Genomic DNA, 15734 nt, shown 5'->3' with positions numbered 1-15734 from the left:
GGCTCTATGCGGCCAGCGCTCGCGCAAGCCCGGGTTCAGCTCGCCAGCCCCGCCGCCCTGGCCCGCGCCGCATGCAGCTTCTTGTAGCTGTCGACCAGGCGCAGGTGCTTGTCCAGCCCCTCCAGCTGCAGGCTGGTGGGCGTCAGGCCATGGAAGCGCACACTGCCGTTGACCGAACCGATGGCCGCGTCCATCCGCTCGTTGCCGAACATGCGGCGGAAGTTGGCCTCGTAGTCGGCCAGTTCCAGGTCGTCGTCCAGCTGCACTTCCAGCACCACATTGAGCGCCTGGTAGAACAGGCCGCGCTCGACGGTGTTGTCGTTGTACTGCAGGAAGGCCTCGGTCAGCGCCTTGGCCTCGTCGTACTTTTTCAGGGCGAGGTAGATCAGCAGCTTCAGCTCAAGGATGGTCAGCTGGCCCCACACGGTGTTGTCGTCGAACTCGATGCCGATCAGCGTGGTGATGTCGGTGTAGTCGTCGACCTCGCAGTTCTCCAGGCTCTTGAGCAGGGACTTGAGACGCAGGTCGCTCAAGCTGTGCAGGTTGAGGATGTCGGAGCGGAAGATCAGCGCCTTGTTGGTGTTGTCCCAGATCAGGTCCTCGACCGGGTAGATCTCCGAGTAGCCCGGCACCAGGATGCGGCAGGCGTTGGCGCCGAGGTCGTCGTACACGGCCATGTACACCTCCTTGCCCAGGTCCTCGAGGATGCCGAACAGGGTCGCGGCTTCCTGGGCATTGGACTCCTCGCCGTGGCCGGAGAAGTCCCACTCGACGAACTCGTAGTCGGCCTTGGCGCTGAAGAAGCGCCAGGACACCACGCCGCTGGAGTCGATGAAGTGCTCGACGAAGTTGTTCGGCTCGGTCAGCGCCTGGCTCTCGAAGGTCGGCGGCGGCAGGTCGTTGAGGCCCTCGAAGCTGCGGCCCTGGAGCAGCTCGGTGAGGCTGCGCTCCAGCGCCACCTCGAAGCTCGGGTGGGCGCCGAAGGAGGCGAACACGCCGCCGGTGCGCGGGTTCATCAGGGTCACGCACATCAACGGGAATTCACCACCCAGCGAGGCGTCCTTGACCAGCACCGGGAAGCCCTGCTCCTCCAGGCCCTTGATGCCGGCGAGGATGCCGGGGTACTTGGCCAGCACCTCCTGCGGCACGTCCGGCAGGGCCAGTTCGTTCTCCAGGATTTCGCGTTTCACCGCGCGCTCGAAGATTTCCGACAGGCACTGCACCTGCGCCTCGGCCAATGTGTTGCCGGCGCTCATGCCGTTGGACAGATACAGGTTCTCGATCAGGTTGGAGGGGAAGTACACCACCTCGCCGTCCGACTGGCGCACGAAGGGCAACGAGCAGATGCCACGGGCCTTGTTGCCCGAGTTGGTGTCGTACAGGTGCGAGCCGCGCAGCTCGCCGTCCGGGTTGTAGATGGCCAGGCAGTAGTCGTCGAGGATCTCTGCCGGCAGCGCGTCCTTCGGCCCCGGCTTGAACCAGCGCTCGTTGGGGTAGTGGACGAAATCGGCGTTGGCGATTTCCTCACCCCAGAACTGGTCGTTGTAGAAGAAGTTGCAGTTCAGCCGCTCGATGAACTCGCCCAGCGCCGAGGCCAGCGCGCTTTCCTTGGTGGCGCCCTTGCCGTTGGTGAAGCACAGCGGCGACTGCGCGTCGCGGATATGCAGCGACCAGACGTTGGGCACGATGTTGCGCCAGGAGGCGATCTCGATCTTCATCCCCAGGCCGGCGAGAATGGCCGACATGTTGGCGATGGTCTGTTCCAGCGGCAGGTCCTTGCCGAGGATGCGCGTGCCCTCGCCCGCGGTCAGCGCCGGCATCAGCAGGGCCTGGGCGTCGGCGTCGAGGTTGGCGACTTCCTCGATGACGAAGTCGGGGCCGGTCTGCACCACCTTCTTCACCGTGCAGCGGTCGATGGAGCGCAGGATGCCCTGGCGGTCCTTGTCGGAGATGTCCGCCGGCAGCTCGACCTGGATCTTGAAGATCTGCTTGTAGCGGTCTTCCGGGTCGACGATGTTGTTCTGCGCCAGGCGGATATTGTCGGTGGGGATGCCCCGCGTCTGGCAGTACAGCTTGACGAAGTAGGCCGCACAGAGCGCCGAGGACGCCAGGAAGTAGTCGAACGGCCCCGGCGCCGAGCCGTCGCCCTTGTAGCGGATGGGCTGGTCGGCGATCACCGTGAAGTCATCGAACTTGGCTTCGAGACGCAGGTTGTCGAGAAAATTGACCTTGATTTCCATGGGAGTACCGGACGCAGGCAAGACAAAATGGCCGCCATTATCCGGCTTTTGCGTGGGAAGTCTTGTTTGGCCGACGCGCAGGCTTTTCTGCCCCCTACATCGAGCCGGTGCTGCGAACCTTGTGGGAGCGGGCCCCGCACCAGAGCCCATCACGGCTAGAGCCGCTCCCACGCAAAGCGCCGCACGCATCGCGATACAATGACGCCCCACAGCCGCCCTGCCCCGGAACCCGCTACCCGATGTTCACCCTCAGCCACCTGACCACCCCGCCGCCCGAGTCCCTGAAAAGCCAGGTGCTGCAGATGGTGGTCGACTACTTCAGCGACCTCAGCCCGGCGCCGCTGACGCCGAGCAACCCGCTGTACCAGCTGTACCAGTACGTGATCGGCTACGAGGTGCACCTGTACCTGCAAGCCATGGGCGGCGACCCGGCCAGCAGCGCCCGGCTGATCCTCGCCCTCGACGACGAAGACCCGTCGCGCGTGCTGGGCTTCGCCCTCTACCTGCCCAGCGCGGGTGACCCCGAGGCCTGCACCCTGCTCTACACCGCCGTGCAGGCCAGCCAGCGCCGCCACGGCATCGCCCGCGCCATGCTGCGGCAGATGCAGCTGCTGCACCCGCATGCCGCGCTGGCCTGCGTGGCCAGCCGGGTGCCGACCTTCGAGGCCTTGGGCTTTCGCGTGCTGGCCGCGCGCGGCCCGCAGGTGCTGATGAACAGCCGCGCGCAGGCCTCGGACGGCTGGGTGGCGGTGCAGGACCTGGCGCCGATCTTCCAGTCCAAGGAGGTGCGGCAGATCCATGCCTACCTGCTCAAGCAGCACGGCGAGCGGGCCATGCGCGATGCGGAGAAGCAGCGCGACCGCCTGCTCGACCAGCTGGCCCGCCAGGCCGAGGCGCTGCTGGCCGAGCAGCGGGCCCGGCGCCTGCAGTGAGGCGCGCCTGCAGACACCATCACAGTTGCGCAAACTCGCCGCCCCGGCATTGAACCTTCGCGCCCGCGGCGGCCCTAAGGCTTCTCTGCATTCCGCCATCGGGAGCCCGACCATGCACCTTCTCGCCCGCCTCTGCCTGCTCAGCGCCGCCACCCTGCCCCTGACCGCCTGCTTCGACCAGGAGCCGGACCCGCTGCAGAGCCAGATCTGCATCTACAACACCGATCCCCAGGCGCAACGCTGCAAGGCCGGGCAGATGGCCTGGTTCCGCCCGGAGGGCGGCCAGCAGATCAGCGAACAGATGGCCCTGAGCGTGGCGGCCGCCTACTGCGACTTCAGCCAGCAGATCATGCACAACCGCGCCGGGGTGGTCTGCGTGTTCACCGACCAGCGCCTGAGCAGCGTGCAGCAATAGCGCAGGACTGGCCAACGGCCGGAACTTGATCTATCCACAGGGGTCTCTGCTAGCCCGCCCACCGGGCGCGGCCCACCAGGCCCCTTGTGCAAGGACACCCCATGACCATTCGCCAGCTCCCGCTCTTCGCCCTCGCCTGCGCCCTGCCCCTGGCCGCCTGCGCCGCCACGCCCGAGGCGCTGAAGCCCTACCCGGCGGCGGCCGCGGGCCAGCAGCGCCATGTGATCGAGCTGCCGGCCCAGGCCGACGAGGATGACTACCGGGTGGAGCTGATCGCCGGCAAGACCCTGGAAGTGGACTGCAACCGCCACAGCCTGGGTGGCCAGTGGCAGCGCAAGAGCGTGCCAGGCTGGGGCTACGACTACTACGAACTGGAGCGGGTCGGCCCGCCGCGCAGCACCCTGATGGCCTGCCCGGACGGCAGCCGCCAGCAGGCCTTCGTCGCGGTCGGCGGCGAGCCCCTGCTGGTGCGCTACAACAGCAGGCTGCCACTGGTGGTCTACACCCCGGCCGATGTGCAGGTGCGCTACCGCATCTGGTCGGCGGCGCCGGACAGCAGCCCGGCGAAGGCGCAGTAAGCGCCGGGGCCGGCGACGCCAAGCGCCGCCGGCCCGTGGCTCAGTCGATCGGCAGGGCGACCGGGCGCATGGGGGCGCCGTCGGCACCCTTCAGGCGCAGCGGCGCGCCGAACCAGGCGAACTGGTGCACCTTGTCCGCCGCCAGGCCCTCCAGGTTGACGTTCTGCATGATCGGCACGCCCTTGATCGAGAGCATGGAGCTGTGCACCGGAATCCAGTTGTCCTGCTCCTTGGACGGCCAGACATCGGTGCTGATGTTGTCCACACCGATCACCACGGCGCCACCATCGGCGAGGAAGTCGGCGGCCTCGCGGGTCAGGCCCGGGGTGTTGTGCATGTAACGCTCGGCGTCGCGGAACCACTGCATGCGCCCGGTGCGCACCATCACCACGTCGCCGCTCTCCAGCTTCACGCCCTGCTGGCGCGCAGTGTTCTTCAGGTCGTCGACGCTGATGCCGTAGGACTCGGGCAGCACGTCCACGCCCTTGTAGGCGGCCACGTCGAGCAGCACGCCACGCGCGATGATCGGCGGGTACTTCTCCACCCCGGCCTTGTGCCAGCCGCGGTCGCCCAGGTTGTCCTCGGTGCTGAAGCCGTTGTAGATCTTGCCCTTGAGGCCGAAGTGCGACAGCGCGTCGATGTGTGTGCCGGTGTGGGCGTACATGGAGATGGCCGAGCCGGAGTAGCTGATCAGGCTGTTCTTCTCCTTGCCCAGGCCATTGGGGTCGTCAACGATCGTGCCCTGCGGCGTGTGCACGTTCCAGATCTGGTAACGCGGCTGGCCGAGGAAGTAGTAGCTGGGCATGCCGACGTAGTACTCGACGCTGAGGTCGTAGACCTTGCCGCTGTTGATGCGCTGCACCACTTTGAGGATCGACTCGGGGGTGATGCGGTTCAGCGCGCCGATCTCGTCGGCGGGGCCCCAGGGACTCTGGCCCACGGTATCGGTCGGGGCGGCCTGCGCCAGGCCGGCCAGGCCGAGGGAAAGGGCGGCGCCAATCATCAGGTGTTTCATGGGTGCAACTCCAGGCAGTGGATTCGCAGTCCAAGTTACGGCTGGGACTGATATGGAAAAACGGCTATAAAGCGAAAGTACTTTTCGCGTTTCGCGAAAAATCCCGCCACACACCGAGGGGACACCGATGGACAGGCTGCAGGCCATGCACTGTTTCGTGCGGGTGGTGAAGCTCGGCAGCTTCTCCGCCGCCGCCCGCGAACTGGGCTACTCCAATGCCAGCGTGAGCAAGTACATCCGCCAGCTGGAAGCCTGGACACAGAACCTGCTGCTGCAGCGCAGCACGCGCAGCCTGCAGCTCACCGAGGCCGGGCAGAGCTTCTATGACTACTGCCTGCGCGTGGAACAGGAGACCCTGGCCCTGGAGGACCAGCTGCAGCTCGACCGCGAGCAGGTCGGCGGGCGCCTGGTGGTGTCCGCCCCGGTGTCCCTGACCCTGCGCCTGCTCGGCCCGGCCCTGCTCGACTTCCAGCACCAGCACCCGAACCTGCAGCTGGAGCTGCGCATGAGCGACCAGGCCGTGGACCTGGTGCGCGACGGCATCGACCTGGCGCTGCGCGCCAGTGCCGAGCTGGGCGATTCGAGCCTGATCGCTGCACCGCTGCTGCCGCTGCCGCGCCTGGTCGTCGCCAGCCCGAGCTACCTGCAGCGCCACGGCGAGCCCCGGCAGCTGGCCGACCTGGCCCACCACAACTGCCTGGTGTACAGCCGCGGCAGCGATGCCTTGGCCTGGGCCTTCCGCCAGGGCGATGGCCTGGAGACCGTGCAGGTACGCGGCAACCTGGCGGCGGACAACAGCCTGATGCTGATCCAGGCCCTGCTCGCCCACCAGGGCCTGGGCCTGATGCCGCGCGCGCTGATCGAGGCGGAACTGGCCAGCGGCGCGCTGGTGCCGGTGCTGCACGACTGGCAACCGCTGGCGCGCACCCTGCACGTGCTCTACCCCAACCGCCAGTACCTGCCGCGCCGGGTGAGCGCCCTGATCGCCTTCCTCAAGGCGCGCTTGCGCGGCTGAGGGCGCCAGCGATCGGTCGCGGGGTGCCCTGCCCGGCGCGCCCCGCTACAATGCGCGCCTTGCCGTGCCACGCCCGAAGAAGAAAGCGCCATGTCCCTGCCGAAGAACCATCTGGAACTGCTCAGCCCCGCCCGCGACGTCAGCATCGCGCGGGAGGCCATCCTGCATGGGGCCGACGCCGTGTACATCGGCGGGCCGAGCTTCGGCGCGCGGCACAACGCCTGCAACGAGGTCAGCGAGATCGCCGAACTGGTGAAGTTCGCCCGCCGCTACCACGCGCGGGTGTTCACCACCCTCAACACCATCTTCCACGACGACGAGCTGGAGCAGGTGCGCAGGCTGATCCACCAGCTGTACGACGCCGGCGTCGATGCGCTGATCGTGCAGGACATGGGGGTGATGGAGCTGGATATCCCGCCGATCGAGCTGCACGCCAGTACCCAGACCGACATCCGCACTCTGGACCGGGCCAAGTTCCTCGACCAGGCCGGCTTCTCCCAGCTGGTGCTGGCGCGCGAGCTGAACCTGCAGGAAATCCGCGCCATCGCCGACGCCACCGAGGCCTCCATCGAGTTCTTCATCCACGGCGCGCTGTGCGTGGCCTTCTCCGGCCAGTGCAACATCTCCCATGCGCAGACCGGGCGTAGCGCCAACCGCGGCGACTGCTCGCAGGCCTGCCGCCTGCCCTACACCCTGAAGGACGACCAGGGCCGCGTGGTGGCCTTCGAGAAACACCTGCTGTCGATGAAGGACAACAACCAGAGCGCCAACCTGCGCGCCCTGGTCGAAGCCGGCGTGCGCTCGTTCAAGATCGAGGGACGCTACAAGGACATGGGCTACGTGAAGAACATCACCGCCCACTACCGCCAGCTGCTCGACGCCATCCTCGAAGACCGCCCGGACCTCGCCCGCGCCTCCAGCGGCCGCACCGCGCATTTCTTCCAGCCCGATCCAGACAAGACCTTCCACCGCGGCAGCACCGACTACTTCGTCACCGAGCGCAAGGTCGACATCGGCGCCTTCGACTCGCCGACCTTCACCGGCCTGCCGGTGGGCCATGTCGAGAAGGTGGGCAAGCGCGACCTGATCGCCGTCACCGACACCCCGCTGTCCAACGGCGACGGCCTCAACGTGCTGGTCAAGCGCGAGGTGGTGGGCTTCCGCGCCAACATCGCCGAGCTGAAAGGCGAATTCGAGGAAGATGGCGAGAAGCGCTACCGCTACCGCGTAGAGCCCAACGAGATGCCCGAGGGGCTGTTCCGCCTGCGCCCCAACCACCCGCTATCGCGCAACCTTGATCACAACTGGCAGCAGGCGCTGCAGAAGACCTCGGCCGAGCGCCGCATCGGCGTGAGCTGGAAGGTTGCGCTACGCGAGGAGCAGCTCAGGCTGACCGCCACCAGCGAGGAAGGCATCAGCGTCGACGTGCAGCTGTCCGGCCCCTTCGGCGTGGCCAACAAGCCGGAGCAGGCACTCGACGGCCTGCGCGACCTGCTGACCCAGCTCGGCACCACCGACTACCACGCCCTGGACGTGACGCTGGACGCCCCGCAGGCCTTCTTCGTGCCCAACTCGCAGCTCAAGGCCCTGCGCCGCGAGGCCATCGAGCAACTCACCGAGGCGCGCATCGCCGCCCACCCGCGCGGCAGCCGCAAGGCCGAGACCAGCCCGCCACCGGTGTACCCGGAGTCGCACCTGTCGTTCCTCTACAACGTCTACAACCAGAAGGCCCGCGACTTCTACCACCGCCACGGCGTGCAGCTGATCGATGCGGCCTACGAGGCCCACGAGGAGGAAGGCGAGGTGCCGGTGATGATCACCAAGCATTGCCTGCGCTTCTCCTTCAACCTCTGCCCCAAGCAGGCCAAGGGCGTCACCGGCGTGCGCACCAAGGTCGCGCCGATGCAGCTGATCCACGGCGACGAGGTGCTGACCCTGAAGTTCGACTGCAAGCCCTGCGAGATGCACGTGGTGGGCAAGATGAAGGGCCATATCCTCGACCTGCCGCAGCCGGGCAGCGCCGCGGCGAGCAAGATGGTCGCCAGCATCAGCCCGGAAGACCTGCTCAAGACCATCCGCAACAAGCCGACCGGCTACAGCCACTGACGGCCGTAGCCCGGATGCAATCCGGGAACGCCGCCCGAGACGTCAGGCACTGAGCATCTCGATCTCGCGGATCTCGAAGTCGCGGCGCAGGTAGTCCATGCGCCGCTCGCTGAACTCGCGCATGTGCGGCAGGGCCGTGTGCTCGGCAAAGGCCTCGCGCGACGCCCACACCTCGAAGAAGATGAACAGGCTCGGATCGGCCGCATCGCGCAGCATGTGGTACTGCACGCAGCCCGGCTCGGCGCGGCTGGGCTCGACATAGGCGCGGAACAGCCGCTCGAAGGCCTCGGCCTGCTCGGGTTTGGTGTGGGCGTGAAGGATGAAGCCGTACATGGTGGACTCCGCAGGGATGATGCTCACACCCTAGCGCAACAGCAGCGCAAGCATTCATGACATATCGGCAATAATCATTTGCCCGCGGGCGGCTGTTTCAGGGGCGCCCGCCTGCGTAACCTGCCGGCCATTCGAGATGCCCGGAGGCTCCCATGAAAAAGATCCTGCTCCTCAACGGCGGCAAGCAGTTCGCCCATTCCGATGGCCGCTACAACGCCACCCTGCACGACGCCGCCGTCGCCTACCTCGACCGCGCCGGCTGCGACATCAAGACCACCTTCATCGACGGCGGCTACGACATCGAGGAGGAAGTGCAGAAGATCCTCTGGGCCGACGTGGTGATCTACCAGATGCCCGGCTGGTGGATGGGCGCGCCCTGGACGGTGAAGAAGTACCTGGACGAGGTGTTCACCGCCGGCCACGGCAGCCTCTACGCCAACGACGGCCGTACCCGCGCGGACGCCTCGCAGAAGTACGGCAGCGGCGGCCTGATCCAGGGCAAGCAGTACCTGCTGTCGCTGACCTGGAACGCCCCGCAGCAGGCCTTCGACGACCCCAGCGACTTCTTCGAGGCCAAGGGCGTGGACGCGGTGTACTTGCCCTTCCACAAGGCCAACCAGTTCCTCGGCATGCGCGCCCTGCCGACCTTCCTCTGCACCGACGTGATGAAGGTGCCGGACATCGAGCGCGACGTGGCGCGCTACCAGCAGCACCTGGCCGAGGTGTTCAACCTCGCTTGATCAGGGCGCGCCGAACAGCGCCGTCCAGTAGATGCCGGCGTCGCTCTTCGGGTCCACGGCGTAGCCGGCGCCCAGCTCGCTGAACGCCGGGTTCATCAGGTTGGCGCAGTGGCCGGGGCTGGCCAGCCAGCCGGCCACCACCTTGTCCGCCGCATCCAGGCCGGCGGCGATATTCTCGCCGATCTGCATGCCGCTGTAGCCGGCCAGCTCGGCGCGGTCGCCGGGGGTGCGGCCGTCGCGGTCGCGGTGGTCGAAGTAGTTGCCGTTGGCCATGGCGCGGCTGTGGCTCTCGGCGGTACTGGCCAGGGTGGCGTTCCAGGCCAGCGGCGCGCTGGCGGCGAAGGGCTGGCCGCCGCACTGGCGGGCCTGCGCGCGGGCGGCGTTGATCCGCTCCAGCAGCTTCTGCCCTTCCGCCTGCGAATCACCCAGGCGCCCGCCGAGCAGCGGCCGCGCCAGGACGATGCGCCAGTCGCGGTCCACCCGGCTGACGCCGACATCGACGAACTGCGGGTCGAGCACCACGCGGCAGAAACTCTCGCGCAGCGCCTGCATGGCGCTCTGCGCATCGCGCGGGCCGGACAGGGTGATCGCCTGCACGTTGACCATCGGATAACCGTTGCGTGCCAGGCTGTCCTGCAGGTCGCCGCCCACCACCGGCAGCATCAGGCGCGGGTCGCTGGCCAAGGGCGGCAGCTCCGGCGAAGCCTGGTCGGCGCAGCGCTGCACCTGGCCACGGTAGGCGTTGATCGCCTCGACCAGCCGCGCCTCCTCCGCCGCCTGGGCGGCCATGGCATACAGCCCGAACGACAACGCGGCGAAACGAAGGACGAAAGACCTGACGCGCATGCACACCTCCCGGATTTGGCAGGTGCCATGATGCGCGATTTCACCCCCCGCCGGTCAATCAGACGTAGATGCTGACCCCGCCCTTGGCCTGCAGCCAGTCGCGGTAGGTGGTCAGCGACTCGGTCTGCTGGCCGTCGTTGAAGCCGACGAAGCTGCCGCTGTCGCCGAGACCGGCATCGATCAGCTTTTCCACCTGCGCCAGCAGCTTGGCCGCGTCATCGCGATCCATGGCGGCCACGTCGGGCAGCTCGATCTTCGTCCCGGAGCCGGGGCTGGCAACCTCGGCCAGGCGCTGGCTGGCGCCAATCTGCAAGCCGTTGCCGCTGTTGAGCGCACGCAACAACCCACCCTCGCTGCGTGCCACCATCTGCCGGGCCAGGCTGCGCAGTTCGGCGATGGGATCCTTGCTGCTCTCGGCCGGCTTTTCCTGGCCGGCGCCGGCAGTGGCGGGGGTGGTCTTGGCGGCGCTGGCGAGATAAGTGGCCAGCGGCGAGTTGCTGTTGATGGTGGTCATGGCAATGTCCCGCGAAGTTCCATTGCCCAGCCCACAGCAGGATACGGGCCAATCCACGGAAAGGCCCGCGGCTGCGGGCTTTCGCAGGTTTTCTGCACACCCAGGCAGGAAAAGCCTTGCCACCCCGGGCAAGGCCTTGCCGCCCTAGCCCGGATGCCCGTCCACCCGCGCCGCCCAGAGCATCGGCGCGTAATGGCGCAGGAACAGGGCGAAGGCCAGGCACCAGAGCGCCGCCGCCAGCCACAGGCCCTGGACGGAGAAGGCGGCCAGCAGCACGCGGACCAGCGCCGCGCCCTGCAGCAGGGCGAAGGCCCAGGCCATGGCGCGTGGCGGCAGCAGTGCCCTGCCGGTATGGCCGAGACTGACCCGCGCCAGCATGGCCAGGATCAGCCCGCCCATGGCGCCCACGGCCAGCGCATGGCTGGCCAGGCTCGGTTGCGCCAGCCAGCCCAGGTGCCAGGTGGCCATGCCGAGCGCGGCGACGACCAGCCAGGCATAGGCCAGGTGCAGCGACCAGAGCAGCGGCACACGCCAGATGCCGGCGTCATGCCAGTGCCACAGGCGCATGCCGTGCAGCACTGCCAGCAGCAGGAACGGCGCCGCCAGCAGCGGCGTCGGCCGCTGGTTGAAGCCGACGGCGAACAGCAGCGCGGCCGCCAGCGAAAGACCGAGCAGGCCCCACATCAGCCAGGGGCGCGCCGCCGCCTGATTGGCCAGACCCAGGCCGCGCGCGGTGAAGAAGGGAATCACCCGCCCGCCGATGATGCTCATGAGGGCCGCCACCAGCCACAGCGCGGCCAGGATGCCGCGCCGCTGCAGGGCGTCGTCGCCCTCGACCAAGCCATACAGGGTCAGGGCCTGGCAGGCACCGAGCAGGCCGATGACCAGGACGATGGGCGCGTTGTGCCGCTGCCGCGCCCTGAGGATCAGGCGGCCGAAGACCAGCAGCAGCGCCACGGCGAAGGCCAGTTCGAGCAAGGCCAGCAGGACCGGCGACAACGGCAGGAACCAGGCCAGGCGGCCACCCAGCCACAGGCCGAACAGTGCCAGCAGCGGTCGCCCGGCGAGGCTGGGCAGGCCGGTCCAGGTCTGCACGGCGGTGAGCAGGAAACCGGCGATGATCGCCAGGCCGAAGCCGTACAGCATCTCGTGGCGGTGCCAGGCCAGCAGGCCACCCAGGGGTTGCGGCACGGCCAGACCGGCCAGGGCCACCCCCCACAGCGCCACGGCCAGCAGGGCGAACAGCGCACCGAACAGAAAGAACGGGCGAAAGCCCAGGCGCCAGAGCGGCGCGATGGCCAGGGCGGCACTGCGATCAAGCGGCTGCACAGCAGTCCTCCCGACCGGCCTTGCCCAGGTAGTGCTGGGCCAGCAGCCGCATCACGTAGCCGATCTTCAGCAGGCTGGGGCCGAGAATCACCGCCGAGTGTGCCGCCACCTGGGTGCCGATGGTCAGCCGGCTGTCCAGGCCGTAGGCGACCACGACCCCGAGCAGCAACAGCAGCAGGCCGGCGACCAGCAGGTGGGTGGATAGCCGCAGGACATTCCTGGGGCAGCTCAGGTACTCGATCATGGCGGCATCTCCCTTGAGAGTCGGGTGGAAATCCCCTGCCCTGTCCATTTCAGGAAGCGTGCCACTCGCGCAACCCAGCAGAATCGGGGCCTTGCGGGTTCTGGAGTCATACCGACAACAACCAGATAAGAGTCACCAGGACAGCATAGAGTCATATCGACAACACCGTACGGCGACAACAGGTGCAAGCTCGCGCCGACCGCGCTAGGCTCTGCACCTCGTTCAACTGGAGGTATTTCCCATGGCCCGCGCCACCGCCCGTCACATCCTGGTTTCCAGCGAAGCCAAGTGCAATGAACTGAAAGCCGCCATCGAAGCCGGCGCCGACTTCGCCCAGGTGGCCAAGGACAATTCCAGCTGCCCGTCCAGCCGCGACGGCGGCAACCTCGGCTCCTTCGGCCCGGGGCAGATGGTCCGTGAATTCGACCAGGTGGTATTCAGCGCCCCGGTCGGCGTGGTCCAGGGCCCGGTGAAGACCCAGTTCGGCTACCACCTGGTGGAAGTCACCAGCCGCCAGGACTGAGTGTTCCCAGACCATGAAAAACGCCGGCAATCGCCGGCGTTTTTTCAGTTGCAGGAAAGGTCAGACGCTGCGCAGCTGCTGCTCGGCGAGGAAGTCCTCTTCCAGCAGCTGGTCCTGGGCGCCGGCATCGCCAGCCGCCACGCCATCGCGGTGGCTCGGCCCGCGCTTGCTGCGCAGCTTGCCGAGCTGGTGATCGAGGGCATGGCCCAGTTTCTCCACGGCGCCATCGAGGGCGAACTCGATGGATTCGGCCTTGTGCGTGACCGATAGCGGCTGCAGCCCCTTGGGCCGCGCCTCGATCTGGCAGCGCTTGTCGTTGGCGCCGGCCTTGCCGCCATTCTCATCGTTGAAGTGGACGACGACGCGGGTCAGTTCCTCGTCGAAACGTTCCAGTTGGCTGGTGATGGTGGAGCTGACCCAGCCGGCGAGGCGGGCGCTACCGTCGATATGGTTATCGCTGTGAACCTGGATTTGCATAAAGCCTTCCTTATTCAACTTTCAGCCAGAGGTCGCTGTTGCGCGACACCCCCAGCCTACGCCTTCCGTTCGGAAAAAGGCGAGCCTGTTGCACGTCGAAACACTCTTTGCTGACCTGCATCAAGGGCGTCGGATCGGTCGACACACGAGCCATGGTCTAAGCTCCCGCCTCCACCTCGACAACAACGGAGGGTATCCCATGGGCCTGTTCAACAAGATCCTGCAAGTGCTCGGATTCGGCGCCGCCGAGGCCGCCACCGCCGAGCCCAAGGCGCCGGCACCGGCACCAATCGACGCCGGCGCCGTGCCTTTGGTGGACGTGGTGGCCAGGCTCGAGACCCTGGCTGCCAGCCATCCGGAAAAGCTCAACTGGAAGGTCTCCATCGTCGACCTGCTCAAGCTGCTCGGCCTCGACAGCAGCCTGGCGGCGCGCAAGGAACTGGCCGGGGAACTGGGCTGCCCGGTGGAGAAGATGGGTGACTCGGCACAGATGAACATCTGGCTGCACAAGACCGTGCTGCAGAAGCTCGCTGCCAACGGCGGCAACGTGCCGGCCGACCTGCTCGACTGAGACACGCGACACCGCTCGCTGCCGCGGCGCGCCTCAGCGGGCCGCCGCGACCCACCCATACCCGACCGGCTCGCGATGCGCCCGGCGATGGCGACCCGCCATGGCAAGACGCTAGAATCTGCACCCTCAGCCCGCCCCGCCTGCCGGGGCTCCGTCAGACGCAACCCGCGAGAACACCGCCATGGGCGCCCAGTGGAAAGCCAAACCCAAAGAAGCCGCCGCAAATGCCCGAGGAAAGATCTTCGGCAAACTGGTGAAGGAAATCATGATCGCCGCGCGTAACGGCGCCGATCCGGACATGAACCCCAAGCTGCGCCTGGCCGTGCACCAGGCCAAGAAGGCGTCCATGCCCAAGGACACCCTGGAGCGTGCGATCAAGAAAGGCGCCGGCCTGTCCGGTGAGGTGGTCAACTACGAGCGCACCCAGTACGAGGGCTTCGCCCCGCACCAGGTGCCGGTGATCGTCGAATGCCTGACCGACAACGTGAACCGTACCGTGGCCGAGATCCGCGTGCTGTTCCGCAAGGGCCAGCTGGGGGCCTCCGGCTCGGTGAGCTGGGACTTCGACCATGTCGGTCTGATTGAGGCCAGCAGCGACAGCGGCGCCGATCCGGAGCTGGCCGCCATCGAGGCCGGTGCCCAGGACTTCGTCCCGGACGACGAGGGCGCGACCCTGTTCATCACCGACCCGACCGACCTCGACGCCGTGTGCAAGGCCCTGCCGGAGCATGGCTTCACCGTCAACTCGGCCAAGCTCGGCTACCGCCCGAAGAACCCGGTGACCAGCCTGACGCCGGAGCAGCTGGAAGAGGTCGAAGCCTTCCTCGAGGCCATCGACGCTCACGACGACGTGCAGAACGTCTACGTCGGCCTCGCCGGCTGATGAGCCGGGCCGAGTTCCACCAGCAGCACGCCGCACGCGCCGAGGCCGAGGCCCGGCGCCTGTTGGCCGAGCGCGCCAGCCTCGGCGCGCGCTGGCTGGACTGGGTGGCCGCCGAGCTGTACCGCCTCACCCCGCCCGCCTACGCGGCCATGGTACGCCGCGAGCTGCAGCGCCTGAGCGGCGCATGAAGCTGCTGCGCATCGCCGCCGTCTGCCTGCTGGACGCCAGCAACCACCTGCTGCTGGTGCGCAAGCGCGACACCCGCGCCTTCATGCTGCCCGGCGGCAAGATCGAGCCCGGGGAAACGTCGCTGGGCGCTCTGCGCCGCGAACTGCAGGAAGAACTGCAACTGAGCCTCGACGAATCCGCACTGCTTGCACTGGGGCGCTTTCGCGCGCCGGCCGCCAACGAGCCGGCCACCGAGATCGACAGCCAGGTTTTTCTCGCCCGCCTGGCGCACCCGGTGCAGGCCGGCGCCGAGCTGGCGGAGCTGCGCTGGCACGACCCGCAGGGCCCGGACACCGCCGACCTGGCCCCACTGCTGCGCCTGCACGTCCTGCCAAGCTTGCGCCATCTGACGCCTGGCTGAGCCACCCGCCGACAGTGGAGCTATGCTCAAGGCAAGGCATGCAGCAGGCTGGCACAGCCTGGGAGGTGGTAGTGGCACTGGAGCTTGACACTCGACCCGGCCCATTTCGGAGGTAACGCCATGAGCAAAGGTATGGACAGGCACAAGGAGGCGAAGAAGAAGCCTCTGAAGAGTGCCCAGGAAAAACGCATGGCCAAGCGCAACAAGAAGTCCGGCACCACCCTGCTGGGCAGCCATGCCCCCAACCCCTGACCCCTCGCACACCCGGCAGCCGCCGGGTGTGTTCTTTGCGGCCGCCGCTCTCGCTTGACCCAGAGCAAGGCGCCGGCGCCACCATGGCCTAGGATGGCCGGCAAAAAACCACACCCCTTGCGTGCAGACCCA

At 67.6% G+C, this 15734-nt stretch carries 20 protein-coding genes; 12 read left to right on the top strand and 8 right to left on the bottom strand.

The genetic code is table 11. The annotated features are described in order from the left end of the window. Window positions 1-35 precede the first annotated feature (35 nt). Window positions 36-2240 carry an OsmC domain/YcaO domain-containing protein gene (locus AAG092_RS18350; protein WP_373387795.1) on the bottom strand — a complete coding sequence of 735 codons (2205 nt, stop codon included), beginning with the start codon at window positions 2238-2240 and terminating at the stop codon, window positions 36-38. 239 nt (window positions 2241-2479) lie between these two features. Here AAG092_RS18350 and AAG092_RS18345 point away from each other — a divergent pair, with 239 nt between their 5' ends. From AAG092_RS18345 to eco, 3 genes are all read left to right on the top strand, one after another. Continuing rightward, a complete protein-coding gene (locus AAG092_RS18345; protein WP_373387793.1) occupies window positions 2480-3172 on the top strand; it encodes a GNAT family N-acetyltransferase in 693 nt (230 codons plus the stop codon). Between the two features lie 112 nt (window positions 3173-3284). Beyond that, the gene (locus AAG092_RS18340; protein WP_373387791.1) at window positions 3285-3587 is read left to right on the top strand and encodes a hypothetical protein; all 303 of its coding nucleotides are present in this window, start codon (window positions 3285-3287) and stop codon (window positions 3585-3587) included. Window positions 3588-3688: 101 nt separating this feature from the next. Further along, entirely contained in the window at window positions 3689-4165 is a 477-nt protein-coding gene (gene eco, locus AAG092_RS18335; protein WP_373387790.1) for a serine protease inhibitor ecotin, read from the top strand. 40 nt (window positions 4166-4205) lie between these two features. Here the strand turns inward: eco and AAG092_RS18330 are convergent, their stop codons facing one another. Beyond that, complete coding sequence (locus tag AAG092_RS18330; RefSeq protein WP_110682237.1) at window positions 4206-5180, bottom strand: cyclase family protein; 975 nt, start codon at window positions 5178-5180, stop codon at window positions 4206-4208. A 127-nt stretch (window positions 5181-5307) separates the two neighbouring features. On the opposite strand from AAG092_RS18330, the gene AAG092_RS18325 reads away from it, so the two are divergent. Both AAG092_RS18325 and AAG092_RS18320 read left to right on the top strand, forming a co-directional pair. Next, window positions 5308-6195 carry a LysR family transcriptional regulator gene (locus AAG092_RS18325; protein ID WP_373387788.1) on the top strand — a complete coding sequence of 296 codons (888 nt, stop codon included), beginning with the start codon at window positions 5308-5310 and terminating at the stop codon, window positions 6193-6195. A gap of 90 nt (window positions 6196-6285) precedes the next feature. Then, window positions 6286-8301: a U32 family peptidase gene (locus tag AAG092_RS18320; protein ID WP_373387787.1), complete on the top strand. Its 2016-nt coding sequence runs from the start codon at window positions 6286-6288 to the stop codon at window positions 8299-8301. A 42-nt stretch (window positions 8302-8343) separates the two neighbouring features. Here the strand turns inward: AAG092_RS18320 and AAG092_RS18315 are convergent, their stop codons facing one another. After that, window positions 8344-8634, bottom strand: a complete 291-nt coding sequence (locus tag AAG092_RS18315; RefSeq protein ID WP_110682240.1) for a putative quinol monooxygenase — start codon at window positions 8632-8634, stop codon at window positions 8344-8346. 152 nt (window positions 8635-8786) lie between these two features. Here AAG092_RS18315 and AAG092_RS18310 point away from each other — a divergent pair, with 152 nt between their 5' ends. Beyond that, window positions 8787-9374 (top strand): NAD(P)H-dependent oxidoreductase, encoded by a 588-nt coding sequence (locus AAG092_RS18310; protein ID WP_373387785.1) that lies wholly within the window; start codon window positions 8787-8789, stop codon window positions 9372-9374. On the opposite strand, the gene AAG092_RS18305 is transcribed toward AAG092_RS18310, so the two are convergent. The 4 genes from AAG092_RS18305 to AAG092_RS18290 all read right to left on the bottom strand — a co-directional run bounded on the left by AAG092_RS18305 (window position 9375) and on the right by AAG092_RS18290 (window position 12307). Next, window positions 9375-10220 carry a CAP domain-containing protein gene (locus tag AAG092_RS18305; protein WP_373387784.1) on the bottom strand — a complete coding sequence of 282 codons (846 nt, stop codon included), beginning with the start codon at window positions 10218-10220 and terminating at the stop codon, window positions 9375-9377. A 58-nt stretch (window positions 10221-10278) separates the two neighbouring features. Beyond that, window positions 10279-10734 (bottom strand): hypothetical protein, encoded by a 456-nt coding sequence (locus tag AAG092_RS18300; RefSeq protein WP_373387783.1) that lies wholly within the window; start codon window positions 10732-10734, stop codon window positions 10279-10281. 144 nt (window positions 10735-10878) lie between these two features. After that, window positions 10879-12063 (bottom strand): NnrS family protein, encoded by a 1185-nt coding sequence (locus AAG092_RS18295; protein ID WP_373387782.1) that lies wholly within the window; start codon window positions 12061-12063, stop codon window positions 10879-10881. Continuing rightward, entirely contained in the window at window positions 12050-12307 is a 258-nt protein-coding gene (locus AAG092_RS18290; RefSeq protein ID WP_110682245.1) for a transmembrane sensor/regulator PpyR, read from the bottom strand. Before AAG092_RS18290 ends, AAG092_RS18295 begins: the two co-directional genes overlap by 14 nt. Before the next feature lie 241 nt (window positions 12308-12548). Between AAG092_RS18290 and AAG092_RS18285 the strand changes: the two genes are divergently transcribed. After that, complete coding sequence (locus AAG092_RS18285) at window positions 12549-12830, top strand: peptidylprolyl isomerase (RefSeq protein ID WP_110682246.1); 282 nt, start codon at window positions 12549-12551, stop codon at window positions 12828-12830. Between the two features lie 60 nt (window positions 12831-12890). Here the strand turns inward: AAG092_RS18285 and AAG092_RS18280 are convergent, their stop codons facing one another. Next, the gene (locus AAG092_RS18280; RefSeq protein WP_373387781.1) at window positions 12891-13307 is read right to left on the bottom strand and encodes an HPF/RaiA family ribosome-associated protein; all 417 of its coding nucleotides are present in this window, start codon (window positions 13305-13307) and stop codon (window positions 12891-12893) included. Window positions 13308-13506: 199 nt separating this feature from the next. Between AAG092_RS18280 and AAG092_RS18275 the strand changes: the two genes are divergently transcribed. From AAG092_RS18275 to AAG092_RS18255, 5 genes are all read left to right on the top strand, one after another. Then, a complete protein-coding gene (locus AAG092_RS18275) occupies window positions 13507-13878 on the top strand; it encodes a DUF3597 domain-containing protein (RefSeq protein ID WP_373387780.1) in 372 nt (123 codons plus the stop codon). Window positions 13879-14059: 181 nt separating this feature from the next. Next, window positions 14060-14761: a YebC/PmpR family DNA-binding transcriptional regulator gene (locus AAG092_RS18270; RefSeq protein ID WP_110682249.1), complete on the top strand. Its 702-nt coding sequence runs from the start codon at window positions 14060-14062 to the stop codon at window positions 14759-14761. Further along, on the top strand, window positions 14761-14949 hold the full coding sequence (locus AAG092_RS18265) for a hypothetical protein (RefSeq protein WP_110682250.1): 189 nt from the start codon (window positions 14761-14763) through the stop codon (window positions 14947-14949). The genes AAG092_RS18270 and AAG092_RS18265 overlap by 1 nt, the downstream gene beginning before the upstream one ends. Next, window positions 14946-15350, top strand: a complete 405-nt coding sequence (locus tag AAG092_RS18260) for an NUDIX domain-containing protein (protein WP_373387779.1) — start codon at window positions 14946-14948, stop codon at window positions 15348-15350. Before AAG092_RS18265 ends, AAG092_RS18260 begins: the two co-directional genes overlap by 4 nt. A 120-nt stretch (window positions 15351-15470) precedes the next feature. Next, window positions 15471-15602: a hypothetical protein gene (locus AAG092_RS18255; protein ID WP_258371509.1), complete on the top strand. Its 132-nt coding sequence runs from the start codon at window positions 15471-15473 to the stop codon at window positions 15600-15602. Window positions 15603-15734 lie beyond the last annotated feature (132 nt).

Source organism: Pseudomonas alcaligenes, assembly GCF_041729615.1.
Lineage (GTDB): Bacteria > Pseudomonadota > Gammaproteobacteria > Pseudomonadales > Pseudomonadaceae > Aquipseudomonas > Aquipseudomonas alcaligenes_B.
This window is presented reverse-complemented; position numbering and strand designations above follow the sequence as displayed.

Bases quoted from the DNA above. Each gene is read 5' to 3' on its own strand.
- AAG092_RS18330 (WP_110682237.1), bottom strand. From the start codon at position 5,180: ATGAAACACCTGATGATTGGCGCCGCCCTTTCCCTCGGCCTGGCCGGC.
- AAG092_RS18265 (WP_110682250.1), top strand. From the start codon at position 14,761: ATGAGCCGGGCCGAGTTCCACCAGCAGCACGCCGCACGCGCCGAGGCC.
- AAG092_RS18325 (WP_373387788.1), top strand. From the start codon at position 5,308: ATGGACAGGCTGCAGGCCATGCACTGTTTCGTGCGGGTGGTGAAGCTC.
- AAG092_RS18290 (WP_110682245.1), bottom strand. From the start codon at position 12,307: ATGATCGAGTACCTGAGCTGCCCCAGGAATGTCCTGCGGCTATCCACC.
- AAG092_RS18345 (WP_373387793.1), top strand. From the start codon at position 2,480: ATGTTCACCCTCAGCCACCTGACCACCCCGCCGCCCGAGTCCCTGAAA.
- AAG092_RS18300 (WP_373387783.1), bottom strand. From the start codon at position 10,734: ATGACCACCATCAACAGCAACTCGCCGCTGGCCACTTATCTCGCCAGC.
- AAG092_RS18350 (WP_373387795.1), bottom strand. From the start codon at position 2,240: ATGGAAATCAAGGTCAATTTTCTCGACAACCTGCGTCTCGAAGCCAAG.
- AAG092_RS18275 (WP_373387780.1), top strand. From the start codon at position 13,507: ATGGGCCTGTTCAACAAGATCCTGCAAGTGCTCGGATTCGGCGCCGCC.
- AAG092_RS18255 (WP_258371509.1), top strand. From the start codon at position 15,471: ATGAGCAAAGGTATGGACAGGCACAAGGAGGCGAAGAAGAAGCCTCTG.
- AAG092_RS18260 (WP_373387779.1), top strand. From the start codon at position 14,946: ATGAAGCTGCTGCGCATCGCCGCCGTCTGCCTGCTGGACGCCAGCAAC.
- AAG092_RS18310 (WP_373387785.1), top strand. From the start codon at position 8,787: ATGAAAAAGATCCTGCTCCTCAACGGCGGCAAGCAGTTCGCCCATTCC.
- AAG092_RS18340 (WP_373387791.1), top strand. From the start codon at position 3,285: ATGCACCTTCTCGCCCGCCTCTGCCTGCTCAGCGCCGCCACCCTGCCC.
- AAG092_RS18270 (WP_110682249.1), top strand. From the start codon at position 14,060: ATGGGCGCCCAGTGGAAAGCCAAACCCAAAGAAGCCGCCGCAAATGCC.
- AAG092_RS18320 (WP_373387787.1), top strand. From the start codon at position 6,286: ATGTCCCTGCCGAAGAACCATCTGGAACTGCTCAGCCCCGCCCGCGAC.
- AAG092_RS18315 (WP_110682240.1), bottom strand. From the start codon at position 8,634: ATGTACGGCTTCATCCTTCACGCCCACACCAAACCCGAGCAGGCCGAG.
- AAG092_RS18285 (WP_110682246.1), top strand. From the start codon at position 12,549: ATGGCCCGCGCCACCGCCCGTCACATCCTGGTTTCCAGCGAAGCCAAG.
- AAG092_RS18280 (WP_373387781.1), bottom strand. From the start codon at position 13,307: ATGCAAATCCAGGTTCACAGCGATAACCATATCGACGGTAGCGCCCGC.
- eco (WP_373387790.1), top strand. From the start codon at position 3,689: ATGACCATTCGCCAGCTCCCGCTCTTCGCCCTCGCCTGCGCCCTGCCC.
- AAG092_RS18305 (WP_373387784.1), bottom strand. From the start codon at position 10,220: ATGCGCGTCAGGTCTTTCGTCCTTCGTTTCGCCGCGTTGTCGTTCGGG.